Source organism: Mesorhizobium sp. LNJC391B00, from assembly GCF_000502535.1.
Taxonomy (GTDB): domain Bacteria; phylum Pseudomonadota; class Alphaproteobacteria; order Rhizobiales; family Rhizobiaceae; genus Mesorhizobium.
Genome location: NZ_AYWI01000002.1, coordinates 192806 through 216215 on the forward strand (window position 1 = coordinate 192806; position 23410 = coordinate 216215).

At 64.0% G+C, this 23410-nt stretch carries 19 protein-coding genes; 10 read left to right on the forward strand and 9 right to left on the reverse strand.

All coding sequences use genetic code 11. From position 1 onward, the window contains the following. Position 1: 1 nt before the first annotated feature. A complete protein-coding gene (locus X750_RS158975) occupies positions 2–1063 on the reverse strand; it encodes a hemin-degrading factor (protein WP_023706049.1) in 1062 nt (353 codons plus the stop codon). 36 nt (positions 1064–1099) lie between these two features. Further along, a complete protein-coding gene (gene hemP, locus X750_RS158970; protein ID WP_023673860.1) occupies positions 1100–1306 on the reverse strand; it encodes a hemin uptake protein HemP in 207 nt (68 codons plus the stop codon). Positions 1307–1579: 273 nt separating this feature from the next. Between hemP and X750_RS158965 the strand changes: the two genes are divergently transcribed. From X750_RS158965 to X750_RS158950, 4 genes are all read left to right on the forward strand, one after another. Next, entirely contained in the window at positions 1580–3709 is a 2130-nt protein-coding gene (locus X750_RS158965; RefSeq protein WP_031196347.1) for a TonB-dependent hemoglobin/transferrin/lactoferrin family receptor, read from the forward strand. Between the two features lie 5 nt (positions 3710–3714). Beyond that, positions 3715–4149, forward strand: a complete 435-nt coding sequence (locus X750_RS158960) for a hypothetical protein (protein ID WP_023706051.1) — start codon at positions 3715–3717, stop codon at positions 4147–4149. A gap of 127 nt (positions 4150–4276) precedes the next feature. Further along, positions 4277–5236 carry an energy transducer TonB gene (locus tag X750_RS158955; RefSeq protein ID WP_023706052.1) on the forward strand — a complete coding sequence of 320 codons (960 nt, stop codon included), beginning with the start codon at positions 4277–4279 and terminating at the stop codon, positions 5234–5236. Between the two features lie 50 nt (positions 5237–5286). Next, complete coding sequence (locus tag X750_RS158950) at positions 5287–5601, forward strand: antibiotic biosynthesis monooxygenase (protein WP_023706053.1); 315 nt, start codon at positions 5287–5289, stop codon at positions 5599–5601. Between the two features lie 45 nt (positions 5602–5646). Here the strand turns inward: X750_RS158950 and X750_RS158945 are convergent, their stop codons facing one another. Together X750_RS158945 and putA are read right to left on the reverse strand one after the other, a co-directional pair. Next, a complete protein-coding gene (locus X750_RS158945) occupies positions 5647–6711 on the reverse strand; it encodes a glycosyltransferase (RefSeq protein WP_023706054.1) in 1065 nt (354 codons plus the stop codon). A gap of 87 nt (positions 6712–6798) precedes the next feature. Beyond that, on the reverse strand, positions 6799–10407 hold the full coding sequence (gene putA / locus X750_RS158940) for a bifunctional proline dehydrogenase/L-glutamate gamma-semialdehyde dehydrogenase PutA (RefSeq protein ID WP_023706055.1): 3609 nt from the start codon (positions 10405–10407) through the stop codon (positions 6799–6801). 226 nt (positions 10408–10633) lie between these two features. On the opposite strand from putA, the gene X750_RS158935 reads away from it, so the two are divergent. Further along, complete coding sequence (locus X750_RS158935) at positions 10634–11095, forward strand: Lrp/AsnC ligand binding domain-containing protein (protein WP_023670450.1); 462 nt, start codon at positions 10634–10636, stop codon at positions 11093–11095. A 1-nt stretch (position 11096) separates the two neighbouring features. Here X750_RS158935 and X750_RS1000000166750 read toward each other — a convergent pair whose 3' ends face one another. Together X750_RS1000000166750 and X750_RS158930 are read right to left on the reverse strand one after the other, a co-directional pair. Further along, complete coding sequence (locus X750_RS1000000166750) at positions 11097–12431, reverse strand: cytochrome c peroxidase (protein WP_023746802.1); 1335 nt, start codon at positions 12429–12431, stop codon at positions 11097–11099. Between the two features lie 4 nt (positions 12432–12435). Beyond that, positions 12436–12879: a FixH family protein gene (locus X750_RS158930; protein ID WP_023735257.1), complete on the reverse strand. Its 444-nt coding sequence runs from the start codon at positions 12877–12879 to the stop codon at positions 12436–12438. Between the two features lie 152 nt (positions 12880–13031). On the opposite strand from X750_RS158930, the gene X750_RS158925 reads away from it, so the two are divergent. Beyond that, positions 13032–13952 (forward strand): sugar kinase, encoded by a 921-nt coding sequence (locus tag X750_RS158925; RefSeq protein ID WP_023670447.1) that lies wholly within the window; start codon positions 13032–13034, stop codon positions 13950–13952. 4 nt (positions 13953–13956) lie between these two features. Here the strand turns inward: X750_RS158925 and X750_RS158920 are convergent, their stop codons facing one another. The 3 genes from X750_RS158920 to X750_RS158910 form a co-directional block, all read right to left on the reverse strand. Next, positions 13957–14982: an aldose epimerase family protein gene (locus X750_RS158920; RefSeq protein ID WP_023746803.1), complete on the reverse strand. Its 1026-nt coding sequence runs from the start codon at positions 14980–14982 to the stop codon at positions 13957–13959. A gap of 198 nt (positions 14983–15180) precedes the next feature. After that, positions 15181–16638: an NAD-dependent succinate-semialdehyde dehydrogenase gene (locus X750_RS158915; protein WP_023746804.1), complete on the reverse strand. Its 1458-nt coding sequence runs from the start codon at positions 16636–16638 to the stop codon at positions 15181–15183. A 220-nt stretch (positions 16639–16858) separates the two neighbouring features. After that, on the reverse strand, positions 16859–17809 hold the full coding sequence (locus X750_RS158910; RefSeq protein ID WP_023670444.1) for an AEC family transporter: 951 nt from the start codon (positions 17807–17809) through the stop codon (positions 16859–16861). Between the two features lie 146 nt (positions 17810–17955). Between X750_RS158910 and X750_RS158905 the strand changes: the two genes are divergently transcribed. The 4 genes from X750_RS158905 (at position 17956) to X750_RS158890 (ending at position 23372) form a co-directional block, all read left to right on the forward strand. Continuing rightward, positions 17956–20988 (forward strand): caspase domain-containing protein, encoded by a 3033-nt coding sequence (locus X750_RS158905; protein WP_023746805.1) that lies wholly within the window; start codon positions 17956–17958, stop codon positions 20986–20988. A gap of 98 nt (positions 20989–21086) precedes the next feature. Further along, positions 21087–21635, forward strand: a complete 549-nt coding sequence (locus X750_RS158900; RefSeq protein WP_023670442.1) for a histidine phosphatase family protein — start codon at positions 21087–21089, stop codon at positions 21633–21635. Between the two features lie 209 nt (positions 21636–21844). Further along, positions 21845–22126, forward strand: a complete 282-nt coding sequence (locus X750_RS158895; RefSeq protein WP_010909964.1) for an acyl carrier protein — start codon at positions 21845–21847, stop codon at positions 22124–22126. Between the two features lie 55 nt (positions 22127–22181). Next, positions 22182–23372: a beta-ketoacyl-ACP synthase gene (locus tag X750_RS158890; protein ID WP_023706060.1), complete on the forward strand. Its 1191-nt coding sequence runs from the start codon at positions 22182–22184 to the stop codon at positions 23370–23372. The last annotated feature ends 38 nt before the right edge of the window (positions 23373–23410 follow it).

The window sequence follows — 23410 nt, forward strand, 5'->3', positions numbered from 1 at the left end:
CTCAGGCTGCGGTCGGGCTTGGAATGCGCGGCAGGTTTTCGGCGAGGAACCGCCAGTCGTCACGCTCGCCCTCGCCTTCATGGCGCTTGCCAAAGAACTGGATGATCATCTTGCCGTCGTCGGCGCCATAGGCTTCGAGCGACGTCACATGACCGTCCTTGGTCGGCTTGCGCACCGCCCACACCTCCTGGATGTGATCGGTGCGCAGATGCAGGTGGAAGGTCTCGTCCATGACGTTGATCCACGGACCCATCGGCTTGATCGACTTGACGGGACCCGAATGGATCTGGATGCAGCCGCGGTTTCCGACAAAACACATGATCGGCATGCCGTCGGCGGCGGCATGATGGAACATGGCGCTGACGGCGTCATTGTCGAGCAGCCAGGCATAGTCCTGGCCGACCATGCGCACGGCCTGGCGGCGGCTGAGCTTCAGCTCTTTCAACATGCCGAAGAACTGGTGGACGTCGGTCAGCCGGCTCCAGCGGTCGCGCAGGTCATCGATGTCTGCGGCAACGCCCGACGTCTCCGCGTCGTCGTCGGCCAAGCCTGCGATAGACACGGTCGCCTCCTGGTTCGGCGATTCGAGTGCGGCCACGAGCTTCTGGTAGGCATAGAGATTGGACGCCGGCCGCAGATGCACCTTGTGCACCGCATCGCCGGCCGCGTCGAAGAATTGCAGGCTGCGGCGGATGTCGCCGCCGTCGCGCTTTTCCACGGCAAAGCCATGCGCCCAGACTTTGGGAAAAATGCGCAGGTCGATGTTTTCGCCCAGCACCATGGCGTTGTGCGTGCCTGTGACAACCTTGTCGTAGACGCCGATCTTCTCGTGCACCGCGCTTTCGTTGCGGGTCAGCGCCATCACTTCGCCGACGGCGTCGAGGCCGGTCAGAAGATCGTTGACCCTGGGCTCGACGCGCACGACGCCGTCGCCGCAATGCGCGGCCACCAGCTCGGCCTCGGAAATACCGAGCTCGGCGGCAAGATCGCGCTCGCGCGCTTTCGGATTGTCTGCCCGCGCCCGCCGGATTTCATGCGGGGCGGGTTTTGCGCGCTGGTCCATGTCCTGCTTACCTGTCTGCCGTGTTTGGTCGTTTCGTCACTTGTTGAGGATGAGCTTGCCCTGGCGGGTGATCTTCAGCCGATAGAGCGCGCCATGGTGCTCGATGCCGATCTCGTGCTCGCCCTGGAACAGCGTGTTGGAGGACAGCGTCCGCACCGCCAGCGGCACCCGGTCGAAGCGGGTCGGCGTCTCCTCGGAACGGCGGACGCGGTAACGGAAGTCGTTGGGATTGTGGGTGTTCATCTCTTTCGATCCCTTTCCTGTGCCGGGCAACTGGCTAGGCGTTGCAAAAATGCCGATTCATTTCTTGACTCGGATTATCATGTTTATTAGTCAGTGCAATACCGGACCAAATGAGTCAACATTTAAGACGCCGGACAGAATGAAAAATGCCAGCGAGCACCAAGCCAGCCAGCATCGAACCTGGAATTTTGGAGTTGGGGCATGGGCTTGGGAAATTGTGGACGACTGGGTCTGGCGAACGCCGATCCGGTGCATCGGCCTATGGCAAAGGCAATGGCAGCCTTGCTTGCGGGGGCAGCGACGATCGCGCTGCTGACATCGCCGGCCAGCGCTCAACCGGCCGCTGACCAGGCCGACCAGACCAGGAAAACCGAGGACACCAAGCCGGCGCCCGCCGGCGCGACCCTGCTGGACAAGATCCTCGTCATCAGCCGCACCGGCGAGACGGCAATCGAATCGCTGGCTTCGGCCAGCCATGTTGACCAGGATCAGCTCGACCGCCGCATGGCGACGACGCCGAACGAAATGCTGCTCGGTGTGCCTGGTGTCGCCGTGCAGGCCGATGCGCGACGCGTCAGCTCCAGCATCAACATCCGCGGCCTGCAGGATTTCGGTCGCGTCGCGGTCATCGTCGACGGTGCCAGGCAGAATTTCCAGCGCTCAGACCACGGCACGCAGTCGACCTTCTATGTCGATCCCGAGCTCATCAAATCCGTTGACGTCATTCGCGGACCGACCGCCAACACCTACGGCTCCGGCGCCATTGGCGGCGTCGTCTTCTTCGACACCAAGGATGCGGTGGATTTCCTCAGACCGGGCGAAACCTGGGCCGGCTCCGTCACCGGGCGCTATGAAAGCAACGGCAAGGGCTGGACCGCCAGTGCCAGCGGCGCCTACAAATTCAACGACGATTTGGATGTGCTGGGCAACATCGTCTACCGCGACTACGGCGACTACAAGAATGGCAGCGGCGACACCGTCGACGGCACCGGCTTCGACCTGCTGAGCGGCCTGCTCAAGACCACAATCCGCCCCAGCGAAGACAGCGAATTGAAGCTCGGCTGGGTCGGCTCGAGCGACGGCTGGACGGAAACCAGCGGCGGCGTGCCGGCCAACGACGTCGACCTGAAGTCGAACACCTTCACCGCCCGCTACAACATCACCGACGACGCCAGGAGTTGGCTCGATCTCCACATCAACGCCTCCTACAACAAGACCAATCTCGACCTCACCACGCTGGTCCCGCAGAACCGCTTCGATCCGTCGACCGGCCTTCCCGTGCTGCTGCCCGTCGGTTCGACCTCGACCTTCGACGTTGGCACGGCCGGCGTCGACATCTGGAACACGTCGCGCTTCGAAACAGCCGGTGTTGCGCACGAATTGACCTATGGCGGCGACTGGGTGGGTGACGATGTCGAGACCGGCGGCACCGCCGGCGGCGACAGCTTCTACACCCCATCGGGCAAGCGTAGTGTTTCGGGCGCCTACATCCAGGACAAGCTCACCTGGGACTGGCTCGAGGTCATTGCCGGGCTGCGTTACGACAATTACAGCCTCGAAGACAGCACCCACGAAACGTCAGGTGATCGTCTGTCGCCGCGCATCACCGTTGGTGTCACGCCTTTCGAAAGCGCCAGCCTGGCGGGCCTGCAGTTCTATGGCACCTACGCGGAAGGCTACCGCTCGCCGTCGCTGACCGAAACGCTGATCAGCGGCAACCATCCGGCAGGCGTCACCTTCCCGTTCCTGCCCAACCCAAACCTGCGGCCTGAAACCGGCAAGACCACCGAGTTCGGCGTCAACTACAAGCTGAACGACCTTATCGAGGCCGGCGACGCGTTCCGGCTCAAGGCCGCCTACTTCCACAACGATGTCGACGACTACATAGAAGGCGTCACACTGTCGGCATTCGACCCGACCAGCGGCTGCCCGTTCGGCCCCGGCATTCCGATCTGCTTCCAGTACCAGAACGTCGCCCAGGCCAAGATAAACGGCTTCGAACTGGAAAGCGTCTACGATGCCGCCTGGGGTTATGCCGGGCTCTCCGCCTCGATCACCAACGGCCACACCATCTCCGATGAAGGTGAGCGCGCCGACCTTGCCACCATCCCGTCCTCGCAGGTCACCGGGCAGCTCGGCTTCCGCTTCCTTCAGGACAAGCTGACCGTCGGCGGCGAGGTGCAGTACAACGGCAAGCCGAAGGGCAACCCCGTAGCCAAGGATTATACTCTGGTCAACGCCTTCGCCAGTTACCAGGCCACCGACAATCTGAAGGTGGACTTCCGCGCCGACAATTTGTTCGACGTCAAATACACCAACCCGCTGAACGGCGGCACCACCGCCGTCATCTATGAACCCGGCATCACGCTGAAGCTGGCCGCAACCATGCGCTTTGGAGGCTGACACCGATGACAAGTTTGACGGCATCGCTTCGCCTCCTGACCTCGACGCTGGCGATGTCGCTTGGCTTGATGCCGGCGTGGGCTCAGTCCGCGCCGGCTCCGCAACTCAGCCTCGAGCTCAATGCCGTGCAGCCCTCGGACAAGGGTTGCCGGCTGACCTTCGTGGTCAACAATGCGCTCGGCGCCGATCTTTCCAAGGCGGCATTCGAAATCGCGCTGTTCAACGAGGCCGGCATTGTCGACCGCCTGAGCGTGCTCGACTTCAAGGACCTGCCGGCCGGCAAGACCAAGGTGATCCGCTTCGACCTCGCCGGCACCGAGTGCACCAAACTCAGCCGCGTGCTGATCAACAGCGCCACCGAATGCGCCGGCGTCAAACCGGGCGCCTGCATGCGCGGCCTGAAGACGCAGACCAAGACCGGTATCGCATTCGGCGTCTGAGGTGGGCCTGCATCCCGCCTTCCTGCACGACAATGCGACACGACCCGTCGCAGCTCCGCCGTCATGGCCGGCAACCGATCTTGATTTGACAATCCCACCCCGCTCGCGGCAGGTCTCGCCGCGAACCATGCAGGACATCACCCCCCTCCCCGACGCCGGCAACGAACCGGCGATTACGATGGACGAGCTCGCACAGCCGGCAGCCGCGGACCGCAAATGGACTGTGGCGATCGTCGCGTCCTGCCTGCTCCATGCCGCTGCCGCAGCGGCGTTCTTCATCGGACCCGCAGGGACATTCGATTCCAGTAACGCGATACAATCCGAAGGCACCGAGCAATCGGGCGCCGAGGTGGTCGGCAGCGCCTTGGACAGCCAGGCTCCCGACGCGGTCGATGTTACCTTGGTAACCGATCCGCGGCCGGCCAAGCCCGAGGCCGTTCGACCCGTGCCGCCGACCGAGGCGCCTCAACCGGTAAAGGAGCCGGCGGCGCCCAAGCCTGCGCCGGAAGCCGCCGAACAGGCGACCGCCGCGCCAGATACACTGACGGCCGCCATCCCGAATGATCAAACTGTCGCCCCAAGCGCTGAGACGTCGACTCCGCCAGGGGTTCAAACGCAAAGTTCAGAGGCACCGCCCGCCGACGAGCCCGCCGTTGATTTGCCTGCTGCCAAACCACCAGTCCCGAGCCCGCGGCCGACCCCTCCAGCCGGATCTGGAGATACCCGCGGTGCGGCAGATGGCGAAGAACGCGACGCACCGGCGGTTGCCAGCAAGGGTAAAAACCAGGACGCGGCTGGCAATGCGATGGAATCTCGTTACGGCGGTGAAATTCAAAAGAAGCTTGCCCGCGCTAACCGGCGCGTTTCGAAGGAAATTCAAGCCAAGGCTCGCAACAATGCCAGGGTCTATTTCGTCGTCATGGCCGACGGCAGCGTCAGCGACTTGCAGCTTGTCGAAAGTTCAGGGTCTGCCGAACTAGACCAATTCGCTTTGAAACTGGTGCGCCAGCAAGCCCCGTTCCCGCCCATTCCACCCGAGACCGGATTATCAAGTTGGGTGTTCAGGGCGCGGATCGGTCCGTTTTAACCAGCTCGCAGACCTTCGCCAAATCGTCCATCAATTCAAGAGGAAGCCCAATGTACATCGCCATGAACCGCTTCAAGGTCCAGAACGGCTCGGAGACCGCTTTCGAGGATGTCTGGAAGAACCGCGATTCGAGCCTCTCGGAGATGAAAGGCTTCAGAGAATTCCACTTGCTGCGCGGCCCGGTCAACGAGGCCGAGGGTTACACGCTGTTTGCCTCGCACACGGTGTGGGCAAGCCATGAGGATTTCGTCGCCTGGACCAAATCCGAGAATTTTCGCGCCGCCCACCGCAACGCCGGCACGTCGAAGGTGCACTATCTCGGCCATCCGCAGTTCGAAGGCTTTTCGGTCGTCGAAGGCGCCTGATTGAGATTTCACCCGTCGACGAGATCTGACGACGGGCAGATGCCGTCAGGTTCCGGTTGAATTCCGGCCGCCCAGTCGCCGAAGCCACTGGGCAATGTGCAGGCGCAGCCGCCGCCAGGGCTGTCCGCGTGTCAGGTAGCGCGCCAACCGCGGATCACCGGCCAACTCCGGGAACTGGCGCACATGCTGCGTCAGGAATGCAGGTATGAAATTGCGCCCGTTGAGATCGCTGAGCCAGGCAGAATTCGCCAGCAAATAGTCTGCGGCATCCGCCGCCAACACGCTCCTGTAGCTCCTGTATGCAGGCGTTTGCCGCACATTGCCGCCAGCAAAGGCAGTTCCGGTGGACAGGTTGGAGCCATGCAGGCGATAGAGGCCGAGACCTTCTGACAGGATGAGGCTGCCGCCGGCCTGGTGCGCGAGTGTCGCCGTCAGATAATCCGTCCCGACCTTGGCCTTGAACGGGAAGGACAATACCGGTTCCAGCGCGCCACGCCGGTACATGATCGCCGAGCATTGCGACCACAGCCAGCCCGTCACCGCAGGTGTGAAATAGGTTACCGGATGCTCCGATGCGTAGGCGATCCCGGGCGCCATGCCGGCAAGCCGGCCACCGGGCGCGATGGCGACGCCACTGCGATCCGCTCCGGACCGCGGTTTGCGCAAGGCAAGGAAGGTACCGCCCAGCAAGGTGCCGTCGCCATCGACAAGGAACACATCGGAACTCGACAGTGCGGCCGAATGCGTCGTGTTGAGGTGGGCGGACAGATGCGCGAGGAGAAAATCCGGCAGCCACACGTCATCGGCGTCGAGAAACGCGACGAAGGGCGCGTCGGTTGCGGCAAAGCCGTCGCGGAATCCCGCGGTCTGGCCGCCATTCTCCGTGCGCGCCAACAGGCGCAGGCGCGGGTCGTCTATATCCCTTAGAAGCTGTCGGACATGGTCGGCCGAGCCGTCCGTCGAGGCATCGTCGACGATGACGCATTCCCAATTCCGGTAGGTCTGCGCAAGCACCGAGCGGATCGCCTGTTCGACGTACGGCCGATAGTTGAAGCAAGTGATGACCACCGCCACGCGCGGCAGCTCAAACGGTCGGGACGTGTCTTCCATCTGTTCGGCTGCCCCGCTCGAGTTGCTCTCTATCCCTTGCGCATACCCTTGCAACCCGACGCAGGCAAGCGAGCCGCGAAAAGCCCCCTAGGCCGCCGCGAGCAGGCTGGCATTGCCGCCGGCAGCCGTGGTGTCGACGCAGACAGCGCGTTCATGCGCATAGGCCGCCGGGTTGAGCACCTCGCTGACCAGCGGCACGATCGGCCCGCCGCGGTCGGCAATGACCTTGCGCACGATCCGCGCCGCCTCGGGCCTGCCCGAGAAGGCGACGACATCGACGCGCAGCGAACGCGCTTCGACTGGGTCTGGCCGACCGTCTATGGCCGCCAGCGGCAACCCCTTGCCGGTCAGCGCCGACAGTGCTGCCGGCGCGCCCGGCGCCACGGCCAGCACCGCATTGCCGGCGGCCAGCGCCTGGATCGTCTGGGCAAGCAGCGTTTCGGCGTCCGGACCGAGGCACAGCACCCGGCCGCGCGGCGACAGCGACAGCGTGTTGGCCTCGCCGGTCGGTCCCGGCAGGTCGACCTGGCCGAAATCGATGGCGGCTGCAGCGCCGATCGCTGCAGCGCCCTTGCCGCGCAGATGCTTTCTCAAAATGGCGATGCGGTCCGGCCGCGTCGACCAGCCGCCAAGCGTCGGATCGGGCAGATTGTCGGCCAGTTCGGTCGCCGTCACCTTGTGGCCCTCGGCAATCTCCGTGCCCGCCTCCGGCCCCTTGCGGAACCGCCGGAGATAATGCGGCCCGCCGGCCTTCGGCCCGGTGCCCGAAAGCCCCTCGCCGCCAAAGGGCTGCGAGCCGACGACGGCGCCGATCTGGTTGCGGTTGACATAGATGTTGCCGGCATGGATGCCGTCGACGAAATGCTGGACGCGGCCTTCGATGCGGGTGTGCAGGCCGAAGGTCAGGCCATAGCCTTTGCGGTTGATGGCGGCGATGACGGCGTCGATCCCGTCGGCGTCGAAGCTGGCGACATGCAGCACCGGACCGAACACTTCGCGCTCCATCTCCTCGATGCCTTTGACCCGGAACACATGCGGCGCAACGAAGCGGCCATCTTTGGGTGCTTCGAGCTTGGCGATCAGCCGGCCCTGCAGCCCCATTTTGGTGCAATACTCGCGGATCGAGTTCTGCGCCTCGTCATCGATGACCGGCCCGACATCGGTCGAAATCTGCCAGGGATCGCCGATGGTGAGCGCTTCCATGGCGCCCTTCAGCATCTCCAGCATCTTCTTCTCGACATCCTTTTGCACGTAGAGCACGCGAAGCGCCGAACAGCGCTGGCCTGCACTCTGGAAAGCCGATGCCAGTATGTCGCGCACCGCCTGTTCGGGCAGTGCTGTGGAATCGACGATCATGGCATTGAGACCGCCGGTCTCGGCGATCAGCATGGCGTCCGGCGCGGCCGTCTCGGCCAGTTGCTTCTCGATCAGCTTTGCAACCTCGGTCGAGCCGGTGAAGCAGACGCCGGCAATGCGCGGATCCGCAGTTAGCGGTCCGCCGACCGACGGACCGTCGCCCGGCAGAAGCTGGATGACATCTTCCGGCACGCCGGCCTCGCGCAGCAGCTCGACGGCGCGGAAGGCGATCAGCGGGGTCTGTTCGGCTGGCTTGGCGATGACCGAATTGCCGGTGACGAGCGCTGCCGCGATCTGGCCGGTGAAGATGGCGAGCGGGAAATTCCACGGCGAAATGCACACGATCGCGCCGCGTGCCTCGGTGCCCGCTTCGTTGTTGGCCGCTTGGGCAGCGTAGTAGCGCAGGAAGTCGACAGCTTCGCGCACTTCGGCCACGCCGTCGGCCAGCGACTTGCCGGCTTCCCTGGTAGCCAGCGCAAAGAACTCGACCGCGTTGGCCTCATAGAGGTCGGCCGCGCGGTTGATGATGGCGGCGCGCTCGGCGACGGGGCGTTTTGCCCAGGCCGGCTGCGCCTCCACCGCGAAGCGCACCGCGGTCGCTACCTGCTTGGCAGCGGCTTCGGCGACCGTGCCGACGATCTCGGCAGGCTTTGCCGGATTGACCACCGGGCGCTGCTTGCCGTAGCCGGCGGCGCGCGTGATCGGCTTGGCATGCCAGCGCTCGGGCCCGGCAAAGGCCGCCTTGGCCTTGTCGATCGCCGCCAGCGTCACCGGGTCGGTGATGTCGAATCCCTTCGAATTGCGCCGCCCAGTGCCGAAGATCGTCGCCGGACGAGCGATTGCCGGATTGGCGGCGGAGCCCTGGCTCTCGACCGTCTCGAGCGGATCGCGCGCAATATCCTCCGGCTCGACATCCTCATCGGTGAGCTGATGAACGAAGGAGGAGTTGGCGCCATTCTCCAGCAGACGTCGCACCAGATAAGCCAAGAGGTCGGAGTGCGCGCCGACCGGCGCATAGATGCGGCAGCGCGTGCCTTCGGCCTGGCGCACCGTCTCATGCAGCGCCTCGCCCATGCCGTGCAGGCGCTGGAATTCGAAAGCGTCACGGTTGTCAGCCATCGACAGGACGGCAGCGACTGTATGGGCGTTGTGCGTGGCGAATTGCGGATAGATGCGGTCGGTCATCGACAGCAACTTCCTGGCGCAGGCCATGTAGGAAACATCGGTGTTGGCCTTGCGGGTGAAGACAGGGTAGCCGGAAAGCCCGAGCGTCTGTGCCCGCTTGATCTCGGTGTCCCAATAGGCGCCCTTGACCAGCCGCACCATGATGTTGCGGTCGTACTTTTTCGCCAGCGCATAGAGCCAGTCGATGGTGAAGGCCGCGCGCGGGCCGTAGGCCTGGACGACGACGCCAAAGCCATTCCAGCCGGCAAGCTCCGGCTCGGACAACACACGCTCGATGACGTCGAGCGACAGGTCGAGCCGGTCGGCCTCCTCGGCGTCGATATTGAGGCCCATGCGCGAATGGCGTGCGGCCAGCGCCAGCGACAGCAGCCGCTCGGCCATCACCGGCAGCATCTTTTCCTTCTGTGCCTCTTCGTAGCGCGGATGCAGCGCCGACAGTTTGACCGAGATGCCGTGGTTCTGGCGGATATCGGGACCGTTGGAGCCTGAATCGAGCGAGGAGATCGCATCGGCATAGGCTTTGAGGTAGCGCAGCGCGTCGGCCTCGGTGCGGGCGGCCTCGCCCAGCATGTCGAAGGAATAGAGATAACCTTTCTGGATCATCGACTTGCCGCGCTTGACGGCTTCCGCAATGGTGCGGCCGAGCACGAACTGCTCGCCCATTTCGCGCATGGCGGCGGCGACCGCCTTGCGGATAACCGGCTCGCCCAGCCGGCGAACCATCGAGCGCAGCGTGCCTTCAATGCCGCCCTCGCCTTCGTCGAGCACACGGCCGGTCAGCATCAGCGCCCAGGTCGAGGCGTTGACGAAGATCGAGCTCGAACCGCCCGAATGCGCCGACCAGTCATGCGGTGCGATCTTGTCGGCGATCAGGTCGTCCATGGTCTCGGTGTCAGGCACGCGCAGCAGTGCCTCGGCCAGGCACATCAGCGCCACGCCTTCCTTGGTGGAGAGGCCGTAGGCCGAGAGAAAAACCTCCATCAGCCGCGGGTCGGACGAGCCGCGCACCGCGCGCACCAGATCCGCGGCACGGGCCGAGACGGCTTTGCGGTCATCGGCCGAAAGTTCTGTCGCCGCAGCCAGGCGCTTCACAGCCGCGTCTTCGTCGGGCAGGTAGTTGGCGCGGATCTGCTGGCGAATGGTGTCGAGCGGCATGGCGGTCCCTGCTGAGCAAGCATCTGGGAGCGGGCCGGCGGTCGCCGGACCGAATGGCGCAAGCTAGCACAGAGCCGCATTTTCGGCCNGCATCTGGGAGCGGGCCGGCGGTCGCCGGACCGAATGGCGCAAGCTAGCACAGAGCCGCATTTTCGGCCGGTCCAAAGAAATCGACATGGCAGGCCGATCGGTCTATCATTACGGTTGAATCGTTATCAGGTGGACTATGATATCCGTGACAGAAGACCAATTGGACCGCATCGACAGAAACATCCTGTCGGCGCTGGCGCGCGACGGGCGGCTATCCATGTCTGGACTGGCCGGCAAGGTCGGCCTGTCGAAGACGCCGGTGCAGGCGCGGGTGAAGCGCCTGGAGAAGGACGGCTATATCAGGGGCTATCAGGCGATCATCGATCGCGAGCGCATGGGCGAAGGCCATGTCGCCTTCGTCCAGGTCAAACTGTCGGACACACGCTCGGCCGCGCTCGATGCTTTCAATCGCGCGGTGCAGGCCGTGCCGGAGATCGAGCAGTGCCACATGATGGCGTCGAGCTTCGATTATCTCCTGAAAGTCCGTACCACCGACATCGCCGCCTATCGCCGCGTGCTCGGCGAGCGCATCTCGGCACTGCCGCATGTTGCGCAGACCTCGACCTTCGTGGCCATGGAGACGGTGAAGGATCGCTAGCTCACTCCGACAGCGTCTTCAAAAACGCCACCAGCGCCGCGCGTTCGCGGTCCGACAGTTGCAACGGGTGCACTTCGGAGGTGCCTTCAACGGCCGCCTCCGCCTTCGCGTAGTGCGCCACCACCTCCTCCAGCGTGGAGAACTGTCCGGCATGCATATAGGGCGGCCGTGTCGCCGCGCCCCGCAGCGACGGCGTCTTGTAGGCACGCATCAGTTCGGGTGCTGCCTTGACGATGAAGCGCAGTTCTCCGCAGGCGCCGGCGTCGCCATCGCGGAAGGCGCCGAAGCAGTTGAATGGGTCGGCCTGAACCTGGGCCACCGCATCGAAACGGCCGCGATCCAATGGCAAATCCCTGACCGGCCGCACGCCGGTGTTGTGGAAAGCGTTGTCGGTGAAGCGCGGGCCGTTATGGCAGGGGACGCAATTGGCCTTGCCGATGAACAGTTTCAGCCCGAGCATCTCCTCCGGCGAAAAGGCATCGTCNTCCCTGACCGGCCGCACGCCGGTGTTGTGGAAAGCGTTGTCGGTGAAGCGCGGGCCGTTATGGCAGGTGACGCAATTGGCCTTGCCGATGAACAGTTTCAGCCCGAGCATCTCCTCCGGCGAAAAGGCATCGTCGGCTTTCGGCTTGGCGCCTGACGCAAGATCGATGGCAAAGCGGTCAAAGCGCGTCTGTGCCGGTTCGATCGACCGTTCGAAGGCGGCGATCGCCTTGCCGATATTGGAAAAGACGCGGTTGACGTCGTCCATTTGGGCCGCGGTCATTGCCTTCCACGCCGCCTGCTCGGCCTCGTTGCCAAGCGGGCTGGCGTTGGCCGGCACGGCGGAAAGATCCGGCAGTGGCCCGAAGATGCGCTCGTAGCGCTCGCCGAACCGCTTCTGGATGTAATGCGCGAAGGCCGCGCGGTTCCCCGCCTGCTCGAGCGGGTTTTCCAGCGGCGTCAGCGCCTGCGCCCACAGGCTGTCGCGCCGTCCATCCCAGAAGAACCACGGATTGCGGGCAATGCCGGCCAGCGGCATCGAGCGCCTGTTGGTTCGGCCGACGCCGACGGATTGCGGCAGGTCATCCTGGAACTGCCGGTCGATCTTGTGGCAGGTCGAGCAGGATACGTTACCGTCGCGGCTCATGCCCTGGTCGAAGAACAGAGTGGAGCCCAAGGCGGCGGCGGCCGGCACGTCGGCGAACCGGTTGGTGGTGTCGGGTTTGAGCGCCGGCAAGGTGTTCAGCGCCAGCGAAGCGATGGTCTTCTTCTCGGCATCGGAAAAATCCGGTTTGCCGCAGCCGGCAACGAGCACGACCGCCGCCAATGCCAGAAGGCGCAACAGGCCGTTCATCCGCTCACAGCACCACGTTGAAGACGACCGTGTCGGAACCGGCCGCCGCCGAAATGGCGAAGCGCAACTGCCACACGCCGCTCATGGTGAATTTCAGCCCCTCGATCCTGTAGCGCCCCTCGCCAAGATAATCGGTCGCCTGCGGACTGGTCGGCAAGCCGTGATTGTGCTGCGGCATGCCGCCGGACACCGAGATCGCCGCACCTTCCACGGAATCGCCGTTGACCGTCTTCAGGGTCAGCAACCAGGATTGCAGTTCGCCTTGCCGGATAACGCCGCGTTCCGGCTGAATGCTGGCGACAAACAAGCCGTTCGCCGTCTTCTTCGAGCGCGAAACATCGGGGCCCGGCGCCGACTGCGGCGCGGTCAGATAGACGATCGCCAATATGCCAGCCAGCAAGGCGGCCAGACCAACGCCCGCAAGAAGATAACGCCATATCGATGCCAAACCGGTTCCTCTTCTGGGCATAACGTCTCGGGAAGCAATTCGCGTCCCCGCTTCTGTGGGAAAACGCTTCTGGCGCAAAAAACCGCCGCCGCCAAGCATGGCGCTGCCGGCCGCAAAAAGCTACAGCAGCGAACTGATCCGGAGACAGATACATGGCAGCAGACGGCGTCGCTTCGATCGGTGAATGCATGCTCGAACTGTCCGGCCAGGCCGGGCCGAACTGGCGCATGGGCTTTGCCGGCGACACGTTCAACACGCTGTGGGCGCTGCATGCGCTGAGCGGCGAGCGGCCGGCGACCTATGTCTCGGCCTTCGGCGACGATCCCTTCTCGCAGGGCCAGATTTCGTTCTTCGCCGAAAACGGCATTGACATCGGCGCCAGCCCGGTCATCCCAGGCGCGCGGCCCGGCCTCTACGCCATCACCTTGACCGGCGCCGAACGCGCCTTCACCTACTGGCGCAGCGACGCGGCGGCCAGGCGGCTCGCCTCGGACCCGCCCGCCTTGGCAAAAAGCCTTGAAAACCAAGCTCTTGTGTATTTTTCCGGAATCACCTTGGCAATTCTGGATGCCGCCGCGCGCAAGACGTTGCTGGCGGAAGTGTCCAAGGCGCGGGCTGCCGGTTCGCTCGTCGCCTTCGACCCCAACTACCGGCCGCGCCTGTGGCAGAGCCGCGAGGAGGCGCAAGCCGCGATCCTCGACGCGCTTGCCGTCGCCGACATCGCGCTACCGACCTTTCCCGACGAGCAGATGCTGTTCGGCGACTCGGCACCGCAAGCGACCGCCGAGCGGTTCGGAAAACTGGTCGGCGAAGTCGTCGTCAAGAATGGCGAGGAACCCGCGCTGATCGCCACTGGCGGAGCCCTGCAGCCGGTTCCGGCCCAGCATGTCGCCACCCCGGTCGACACCACCGGCGCCGGCGATTCCTTCAATGGCGGCTATCTCGCCGCCCGGCTGGCCGGCCATGCCCCGGCGGATGCCGTGCAGCGCGCGCATCGCGTCGCCGCCACAGTCGTCCAGGTGCGAGGCGCGCTGGCGCCGTTCGAGGTTCTAAGAACCGCTTTCGAGGGCTAAGACCTTAGGGAAGCCTGAAACGATATTCCGTCACCTGATGATAGATCTGGCCCGGCCACAGCGTGGCCTGTGGGAAATAGGGCCGGTTCGGCGCGTCGGGCCAGGTCTGCGCTTCCAGGCAAAAGCCGGAAAACGCCTTGTAGCGCCGTCCGTCCAGGCCGCCCGAGGTCGGCGCGACATACTGGCCGGTGTAAAGCTGCAGGCCCGGCTCGGTGGTCCAGACTTCCATCTCGACGCCGGAATTGGCGCCTTGCGCCCACGCCACCTGGTGAAGCGGGCCCCGGGCTGACGCCAGGCAGAAATTAACGTCGTAGGGAAGCTGCTCGCCTTCCGTTTCCATGCGCAGCGGCCGCGCCTGGCGGAAGTCGAAGGGCGTGCCGTCGACAGGTTTGACGACGCCGGTCGGGATCATCTCGCCATCGACAGGCGTATAGGCGCCGGCGTTCAGCATCAGCCGGTGGTCGAGAATGTCGCCGGTGCCGCCATCGTCGAGATTGAAATAGGAATGCTGCGCCAGATTGCACAGCGTCGGCTCCTCGCAAGTGGCGGTCAGTTCCATCGAGAGCGTGCCGGGAATCTTCAGCCGGTAGGTGCAGGTGACGTCGAGCGCGCCGGGAAAGCCCATCGTGCCCTCGGGATCGTGCAGGGTCAGCGTGACAAAATCCCGGCCGTGCAGCGAAACCGTCCACGGCCGGTGGAAGAAGCCCTCCGAGCCGCCATGCAGCGTGTGCTTGCCGAGGAAATTGCGCTCGGTCTGGTAGCGCTGGCCGGCAATGGTGAAGCGGCCGTCGCGGATGCGGTTGGCATAGCGGCCGACGACCGCGCCGAAGAAGGCCCGGTCGGTCTCGTAAGGTTCGAAGCGGTCGTAGCCCAGCACCAGCGGCGCGTCGTGACCGGCGAGCCGCAGATCCTGGATGATTGCGCCGAGCCCGATGATGTTGGCGCTGACGCCGCCGCCCCGGATGGTGAAACGGCGAACGGGTTCGCCTGCCTGCGTCGTGCCGAAGACTTCGCCGTCCTTCATCGCTATGTCCAAATGCTAATTCGTCGATCTATCGACTTAGAGCAATTCCAGGAAAAGTGTGAAACGGTTTTCCGTCCGGAATTGCAAAAAACAAAGAACTGGAGCGGTTCGGCGTTTCCGTGAAACGCTGAACCGCTCCAGTCCGGCTGAATGTCGTCTGGCAAGGGCCGGCCCGCGGCCTGCCCTGCCCTGCCCGTCAATGATTTAGAGGCCGAGGCCGCCAATGCAGACATATTTGGTGTCGAGATAATCCTCGATGCCCTGATGTCCGCCTTCCTTGCCGAGGCCCGATTCCTTGACACCGCCGAACGGCGCTTCCGGCGTGGTGATCAGGCCTTCATTGACGCCGACCATGCCGTATTTCAGGCCTTCCATGACCCGGAAGGCGCGGCCGAGGTCGCTGGTGTAGAAATAGGCGGCAAGGCCGAACTCGGTGTCGTTGGCAAGCGCAATGGCTTCCTCCTCGGTCTCGAACTTGAACACCGGGGCGATCGGGCCAAAAATCTCTTCCTTCATGAAGCGCATGTCAGGCTTCGCATCGGCGATGACGGTCGGCTGGAAGAATGAGCCGCCAAGCGCGTGGCGCTTGCCGCCGGCAACGACCTTGCCGCCCTTCGACGTGGCGTCGGCGATGAATTCCTCGACCTTCTCGACCGCCTTCACATCGATCAGCGGTCCCTGCTGCACGCCCTCTTCCAGGCCCGAGCCAACCTTCAGCGCATTGCTGGCAGCCGCCAGCTTCTCGACAAACTTGTCGTAGATGCCGGCCTGCACCAGGAAGCGGTTGGTGCACACGCAGGTCTGGCCTGAATTGCGGTATTTGGCGGTGATGGCGCCGGCGACCGCGCGATCGAGGTCGGCATCGTCGAAGACCACGAACGGCGCATTGCCGCCGAGTTCCATCGAGACCTTCTTGACGGTGACGGACGACTTCTGGATCAGCAGCTTGCCGATCTCGGTCGAGCCGGTGAAGGTGATCTTCGAAACCAGCGGATTGGCGCAGATCTCGTCGCCGATTTCGCCGGCAGCACCCGTCAGGATGTTGATGACGCCCTTGGGGAAGCCGACTTCCTCGGCGAGCGCGCCCCATGCGAGGCCGGAATACGGCGTCTGCGAAGCCGGCTTGACCACGGCGGTGCAGCCGGCGGCAAGCGCGGGGCCGAGCTTGCGGGCAAGCATCGAGGAGGGGAAATTCCACGGCGTGATGGCGGCAATGACGCCGACCGGCTCCTTGGTCACCAGGATGCGGCGATCGCCCCATGGTGATGGCACGACATCGCCATAGGTGCGGCGGCCTTCCTCGGCAAACCACATGATGTAGGCGGCAGCCGAACCGATCTCGCCCTTGGATTCGGCGAGCGACTTGCCCTGCTCGATGGTGAGCAGTTCGGCCAGCACATCCTGATTGTCCATCATCGCGTCATGCAGCTTGCGCAGAAGCTTCGAGCGCTCCAGCGCGGTCGTCTTGCGCCAGGTCTTGAAGGCTTCGCTTGCGGCTTCGATGGCGCGGCGGGTTTCCGCCTTGCCCGACTTCGGCACGGTGCCGATCTTGAGACCGGTGGCCGGGTTGTTGACGTCGACCGTCTGGCCGCTGTCGGCCTGCACCCATTCGCCATTGATGAGATTGGCCTGGCGCATGAAATGGCTGGTTTTCTGCAGCATGGTCTAGCCTCCGTTCGGCGCACTGACGGGCCGGTCTGTGGATGTCTTCGATGAGCGCGCGCACAATGGCCTGGATGCCCGACACGCTGAGCCACTGCTCTTTACCTAGGGCAAGCTCGGCAAGCAATTGCAAGATGGCATATAGGCTTTGGGCCAGCCAAACGCCAGAGAAAATTCACGTGTAAATTAGTTTGGCCCCCAGCCTTGCCAAAGACCAAGCTTACCCAAAGACATGAACCACCACCGTCAGCCAAAAGGCGGTTGTAACAACCGCGCTTGCCGTGGCGATGGTCATCTGGTTCGACGCCAGCGCCTGGCCGGTGTTGAACTGCACGGCGATGAGATAGGAATTGATGCCGGACGGCAGCGCCGCCACCACGACCGCCACCTTGGCCGTCAAGGGCGGCAGGCCAAACAGCCAGACCAGGCCGAGGACCAGCGCCGGCATCAGGAACAGTTTCAGCGTCGACAGCGCCAGCGCCGGTCGGATGTTACCGGAAATGCCGAAACGGCGCAGGCTGAGCCCCATGGCGAACAGCGCCACCGGCCCGGCGGTGTTAGCCAGCGCATCGACCAGCCGCGTGGCAAGGTTCGGCAGCGGCGCGCCGGTGAGGCGCCATGCCAGCCCGGCCAGGATGCCGATGATCAACGGATTGGTGAACAGTCTTCTCAGAAAGCTCTGGATGATGCGCAGCGGGTGTACGGGCTCGCTGCCGCCGCGGCCAAATATCTCGAACATGATGATCGAAGCCATCATCATGGTCGGCAGATGCACGGAAACGAGCAGCGACAGCACTTCGAATCCGCTGGACCCGAATACGCCGAGAACGAAGGGAATGCCCAGCAACACCACATTCGAGAAGGATGACGACACTCCACCGACGATGCCGGTGCGCGCGTCCCGCCCGAAGATCCGTGTCGTCACCAGATGGCCGGCGGCCCATGTCATTGCAACTGCCGCGAAATAAGCACCCCACAGCGACCAGGGCGCCACGCCGTGGAAATCCGAATTCACCATCGTCCGAAACAGCAGCAGCGGCATCGCCACGTTGATGGCGAATTCGGAGATGCCGTCCCCGCTGGCCGGTTTCAGATAGCCGGTGAGCCCGGTGACATAGCCGAGCGCGACGAGGCTGAAGACGAAAAGAACGGTTTCGGTAAGCGGAGACATCTTTTCAGGGATAGGCGAGCCCGGATTCCAGCGCAATCGTCATGATCTTCAGAAACTGATCCTCGATCCGCCCGGCGCCTGAATTTGATCATGGTCGGGTGGCAGCGCTATACAGGCTTGGGATCATCAGGGCGGACACACAGCGAATGGTTGCGACGCCGAAACAGCGTCATTTCAGACAGGAGTGGCTGGTCAGACAGGAGTGGCTGGCGGCTTTCGTCGCTATACTGCTTTGCCTTGGCGTATTTGTGGCCCAGGCCGCCGAGACCAAAAGTCTCAAGGGCGTGGCGCTGATCATCGGCCAGTCGAAATACGAACACATCGCAGCCCTTGCCAACCCGGCCAACGACGCCCGCGACATGGCCAAGATGCTGACCGACCTCGGCTTCGACGCCCGCAACGTCACCGATCGCGATGCCGCCAAGCTGAAGCGCGATCTCGATCGGTTTGTCGAGGACGCCGAAGGCGCCGACGTCGCCTTCATCTATTATTCCGGCCACGGCATCGAGGCGGGCGGCGAGAATTATCTGGTGCCGGTCGATGCCGACGTCTCGTCGTTGAAAAATGCCGGTGAGGCGCTGGTGCCGATTTCAGCCGTCATGGACGAGCTGAAAAAGACCGTGCCGATGACGATCGTGCTGCTTGACGCCTGCCGCACCAACCCGTTTCCGCCGGACGCGGTCGTGCGCCGCGGGCCGACGGCTTCCGCCGAGCCTGTGGGCGCCGGTGGGCTGGAGCCGGTGCGCGGCGCCAAGGCCCTCGCCGATGCCTCAGTGGATGATGCCAGCCTGGGAACCGTGGTCGGCTTCGCCGCCGAGCCGGGCCGACCCGCGCTTGATGGCGCAGCCGGCGAAAACAGCCCCTACGCCGCCGCCCTGCTGCGCCACCTCACCGCGATGAAAGGCACGGAATTCGGCTCGGTCATGCGCATGGTCACCGAGGAGGTCTATCTCGACACCAAGGCAAAGCAGCGCCCCTGGGTCAGCGAGAGTCTGCGTCGCCTGCTCTATTTCGGCGTCGCGCCGCCGGAACCGACCGGCGACGACGGGCTGATCACCGGTGAGCGGCGGCAATTGCTGCTGACCATTTCCGACCTGCCCGATCCCAAACGGGCTCAGGTGGAGTTGGCTTCTCTGCAGGACGGCGTGCCCCTTGACGCGCTCTACGGCGTGCTCAAGGCGCTCGGCACGGAAAAGATCCCGGAGGACCCGAACGACCTGCAGAAGGTGCTGGACAGCCAGGCCGAGCGTCTGAAGAAGATGATGGCCGAGCGCGCCGCATTACGCACCGACGATCCCGAGATCAGTCGCCTGGTCGCATCCGCCGACAAGGCCATAGGCCAGGGCGCCATGGTGACGGCGCGCAAATTCCTCGACGACGCGGTCGGCCGGATCGAGGAAAACAGCGGTGCGGTCGACGAGGCCGAGGACCTGCTCCGGCAAAAGCGCATCGCCGACGCCGCCATCTATGCCAAACGCGCCGACGCCGCCGCGCTGGTCTTCGACTACAAATCCGCCGCCAACGACTATGCCAAGGCGTATTCGTTGGTCGAGAAGTGGGACGAAAAGCTGCGCTGGAACTACAAGAACCAGGAGGCCGAGGCGTTGAACGCTCATGGCTACGCCACCGGCGACCTCGATGCGCTGCAGCACTCCATCGAGGCCTATCGCACCATCTTGAACTTCATCCCCAACGGCGAACAGAATCGCGACTGGGCAATCACCCGCAACAACATGGCGGTGGTGCTGCAGACCATTGGAGAGCGCGAAACCGAGACTGCGCATCTCGAAGAAGCAGCGGTGATTTTCCGCGATTCGCTGGTGGTGTTCGAGCGCGAGAAGGACGACCGCAACTGGGCCGCGGCGCAGAACAACCTGGCCAACGTGCTTCTGAAGATCGGCGAACGCGAGAGCGACCCGAAGCGTCTCAATGAAGCGGTGGCGGCGACGCGCGCCACCCTTGAGAAGCGTCCGCGCGACAAGCTGCCGTTGGACTGGGCCGGTTCGCAGAACAATCTAGGCCTCGCGCTCTATGCACTCTCCGAGCGTGAGCCTGCCGGCGAGCATCTCACCCAGGCGGAAGCAGCCTACCGGCTGGCGCTTGAGGAATACACACGCGAGAAAGCACCCGTGGAATGGGCGATGGTCGAGAACAATCTCGGCAACACGCTTGTAACGCTTGGCATCCAGCTCAACGACAAGGCGAAGATCAACGAGGCGGCCGACGCGTTTCGCGCCGCGCTGGAAGTGCGAACCCGCGAAACTTTCCCGGTGTCCTGGGCGACCAGCCGCCTCAACCTGGGCAATGCGCTGAGCGGTATCGCCCGCTTCGATATGGGCACGGCTACGCTCGAAGAAGCTGCTGCTGCCTATGACGACGCTCTGACGGTGTTTACCCGCAAGCGCTTCCCGATGGACTGGGCGTCAGCCCAGAACAATCTCGGCTCGATCTATCAGACTTTGGGCCAGCGCACGCGTGATGCGGCCAAGCTGGAACAGTCGGCGGCAGCCTTCCAGGCGGCACGGCAGGTCTATGTCAGGCGGAAGTTCCCGCAGGACTGGGCGATGAGCTACTACAATCTCGGCAACACGCTGCAGCTTCTCGGCGGCGTCACCGACAAGCCCGAGCATTACAGCGAGGCGGTCGACGCCTACGGCAATGCGTTGCGCGAGTACAAGCGCGAGACCAACCCGCGGCAATGGGCAATGGCCCAGGCCGGCCTGGGCTCGACGCTGCACTGGTTGAGCATGAGCAATGGCGATGCCAAGACGCTGCAGGATTCGATTGCGGCGCGGCGAGCCGCGCTCGAAATACTCACCATCGAGGCCGCGCCGGTCGACTGGGCCAACGCTCAAAATGGCATCGGTATGAGCCTGCTCAATCTCGGCAATCTCCAACGGACCGACAAATATCTCAACGACGCCGAAGCCGCGTTCACGGCGGCGCTGAAGGTGTTTACGCGCGAAAGTCAGCCGCTGCAGTGGGCCTTCGAGCAGAACAATATCGGCGACGTCCACTGGAACCGCGCCAGCTATGGCGCGGGCAAGCCGGAATATCTCAAGGCGATCGAATTCTTCGAGAACGCCAAGCAGGGCTTCACCGAAGCCGGCTACACGATCCCTATCCCGCTCACCGATCAGAAGATCGAGCTGGCGAAGAAGCAAATGGCGAAAATGTGAAGCGAACCGAGGGTTCGCCTTTCGCTTGTCTTTGTGCCGGCTTTCCGATCCCTATATCAGAATGACCGGAGCGGCATCCGGCTCCCGGAAAGGTTTCGATGATTCGATTTGTGCTGTCGCTGTTCCTGCTTGCTGTTCCCGCCGTCGCCCACGCGACCGACGCCGGCTGGGCGCTGCTGCGTGACGGCGGCCATGTCGTGCTGCTTCGCCACGCACTGGTCACCGGCACCACCGACCCCGCCAATTTCGTCATCGACAACTGCGCCACCCAGGTCAACCTATCGGCGCGCGGCAAGCAGCAGGCGAGCAAGATCGGCGCCTTGTTCGGCGCCCGTGCCGCCCCCATCGAGCGGGTGCTGTCCAGCCGATATTGCCGCTGCCTCGACACCGCCCGCATCGCCTTCGAGGCGGAGCCGGAGCTTTTTGCGCCGCTCGACCTCCTGAGGAGCGATCCGACCGAGAAGGCCGCGCAGCTCGACGCGGTGATGAAGGAAATCCGCGCCTACACCGGTTCCGACAATCTGGTCATGGTCACGCATCTCGAAAACATCGTCGCGCTGACCGGCGTCTCGCCGCGCGAGGGCGAAGCGGTGGTGGTCGAGCCGCAGGGCGATGGCTTGCGCGTGCTCGGCCGCGTCACGTTCTGAGAGAGCCAGTGGTCAAGCTCCGTGAAAACTGAGCTGACGTAACGTCAACTGGAAGGGCCACCAGCTTGTCGGGCGGCCCTTCTTGTCTTCACGGGAGGGCCATCCCATCTGCGCCCCGCGCATCAGGCCTTTTCCTGCCGGGAAAAACCGATTAGACAGCGCCCAAACCAGATGCGGACAGATTCCGCCCGCAACCGAAGGAAGAGCCCTTGTCCACCACGTTCGACAAAGTCGCCAAGATCATTGCCGACACCAGCGAGATCGATATCGACACCATCACTCCCGAGAGCCACACGATCGACGATCTCGGCATCGACAGTCTCGATTTCCTCGATATCGTCTTTGCCATTGACAAGGAATTCGGCATCAAGGTGCCGCTGGAAAAGTGGACCCAGGAAGTCAATGACGGCAAGGCTTCGACCGACGATTACTTCGTCATGAAGAACCTGTGCGCCAAGATCGACGCGCTGGTCGCCGCCAAGACCGCCTGATATCGGCTGGCGCGCGGCCTTGACGGGCTGCGCCGCCTGACCCACAAAGCCGCTCATGAGCAGCCCTCGCGACGTCGTCATCACCGGTATCGGCCTTGTCTCCTCGCTGGGAGAGGGTCCGGATACCCACTGGCAGAAGCTGGCGCAGCCGGGCCTGCAGCCGGTGCTCGAATCCGCGCGCTTTGCGCCCTACACCGTGCATCCCCTGCCGGAGATCGACTGGAACTTGCAGATCGCCAAGCGCGGTGACCAGCGGCAGATGGAAACATGGCAGAGGCTGGGCACCTATGCCGCCGGCATGGCGCTGGACGACGCCGGCATCAAGGGCAATGACGAGCTCTGCACGACCATGGACATGGTTGTCGCTGCCGGCGGCGGCGAGCGAGACGAGGCGGTCGATGCCGCCATCCTCGCAGCGTCCGAGAGCCGCAACGACCGCGACGTGCTGCTCAACGAGAAACTGACCACCGAATTGCGGCCGACGCTTTTCCTGGCCCAGCTCTCCAATCTGCTCGCCGGCAACATCTCCATCGTCCACAAGGTGACGGGATCGTCGAGGACCTTCATGGGCGAGGAAGGTGCCGGCGTCGCCGCCGTCGAGACCGCCGCCGCGCGCATCCGCTCCGGACAGTCGACGCACATACTGGTCGGTGGCGCCTTCCAGACCGAACATTCCGACATGCTGCTCGGCTATGAATTGGCCGGCTATCTGCATCGCGGCCCATGGAAGCCGGTCTGGCAGAGACAGGGCGCCGAGGGCGGCGGCCTGGTCTCCGGCTCCGGCGGCGCGTTCCTGGTGCTGGAGCAGCGCGAACACGCGCAAAGCCGCGGCCGCAAAATCTATGCCGAGCTCGGACCGGTCGTCTCAGGCCGCGCCCGGCGTTCGCGCGGCGAGCTTGACGCCGAGATCGCGACACTGCTCAAACAGGCAACTCTCCCGAACGGCAAGTTGCTGGCCCTGTCGGGCGCCTCCGGGGCGCATACCGCAACGTCAGCCGAAAAGTCAGCGCTGGATGCCAATCCGGCGATATCGGCGCGCGGCTTCGCCACGCTGACCGGGCATATGAAGGAAGCGCAGTTTCCATTCGCGGTCGCCCTCGCCGCCCTGGCCGTCGACCGCAAGGCCGCCTACCCCGTATTCGACGCCGCGGCCGAGAAGCCGTTCGAAGGCATTCCCGAAACCGTGCTCGCAACGGCGATCGGCTATCACCAATTCGAGGGCATGGCGCTGGTCAACGCTGCTTGAAGCAGCGCTGCGCGATCATGCTGCAAAGTTAAGAGGTT

What these genes read in the sequence shown, in the direction of transcription:
- X750_RS158975 (WP_023706049.1), bottom strand. Translation starts at nt 1,063, where the DNA reads ATGGACCAGCGCGCAAAACCCGCCCCGCATGAAATCCGGCGGGCGCGG.
- hemP (WP_023673860.1), bottom strand. Translation starts at nt 1,306, where the DNA reads ATGAACACCCACAATCCCAACGACTTCCGTTACCGCGTCCGCCGTTCC.
- X750_RS158965 (WP_031196347.1), top strand. Translation starts at nt 1,580, where the DNA reads ATGGCAGCCTTGCTTGCGGGGGCAGCGACGATCGCGCTGCTGACATCG.
- X750_RS158960 (WP_023706051.1), top strand. Translation starts at nt 3,715, where the DNA reads ATGACAAGTTTGACGGCATCGCTTCGCCTCCTGACCTCGACGCTGGCG.
- X750_RS158955 (WP_023706052.1), top strand. Translation starts at nt 4,277, where the DNA reads ATGCAGGACATCACCCCCCTCCCCGACGCCGGCAACGAACCGGCGATT.
- X750_RS158950 (WP_023706053.1), top strand. Translation starts at nt 5,287, where the DNA reads ATGTACATCGCCATGAACCGCTTCAAGGTCCAGAACGGCTCGGAGACC.
- X750_RS158945 (WP_023706054.1), bottom strand. Translation starts at nt 6,711, where the DNA reads ATGGAAGACACGTCCCGACCGTTTGAGCTGCCGCGCGTGGCGGTGGTC.
- putA (WP_023706055.1), bottom strand. Translation starts at nt 10,407, where the DNA reads ATGCCGCTCGACACCATTCGCCAGCAGATCCGCGCCAACTACCTGCCC.
- X750_RS158935 (WP_023670450.1), top strand. Translation starts at nt 10,634, where the DNA reads ATGATATCCGTGACAGAAGACCAATTGGACCGCATCGACAGAAACATC.
- X750_RS158925 (WP_023670447.1), top strand. Translation starts at nt 13,032, where the DNA reads ATGGCAGCAGACGGCGTCGCTTCGATCGGTGAATGCATGCTCGAACTG.
- X750_RS158915 (WP_023746804.1), bottom strand. Translation starts at nt 16,638, where the DNA reads ATGCTGCAGAAAACCAGCCATTTCATGCGCCAGGCCAATCTCATCAAT.
- X750_RS158910 (WP_023670444.1), bottom strand. Translation starts at nt 17,809, where the DNA reads ATGTCTCCGCTTACCGAAACCGTTCTTTTCGTCTTCAGCCTCGTCGCG.
- X750_RS158905 (WP_023746805.1), top strand. Translation starts at nt 17,956, where the DNA reads ATGGTTGCGACGCCGAAACAGCGTCATTTCAGACAGGAGTGGCTGGTC.
- X750_RS158900 (WP_023670442.1), top strand. Translation starts at nt 21,087, where the DNA reads ATGATTCGATTTGTGCTGTCGCTGTTCCTGCTTGCTGTTCCCGCCGTC.
- X750_RS158890 (WP_023706060.1), top strand. Translation starts at nt 22,182, where the DNA reads ATGAGCAGCCCTCGCGACGTCGTCATCACCGGTATCGGCCTTGTCTCC.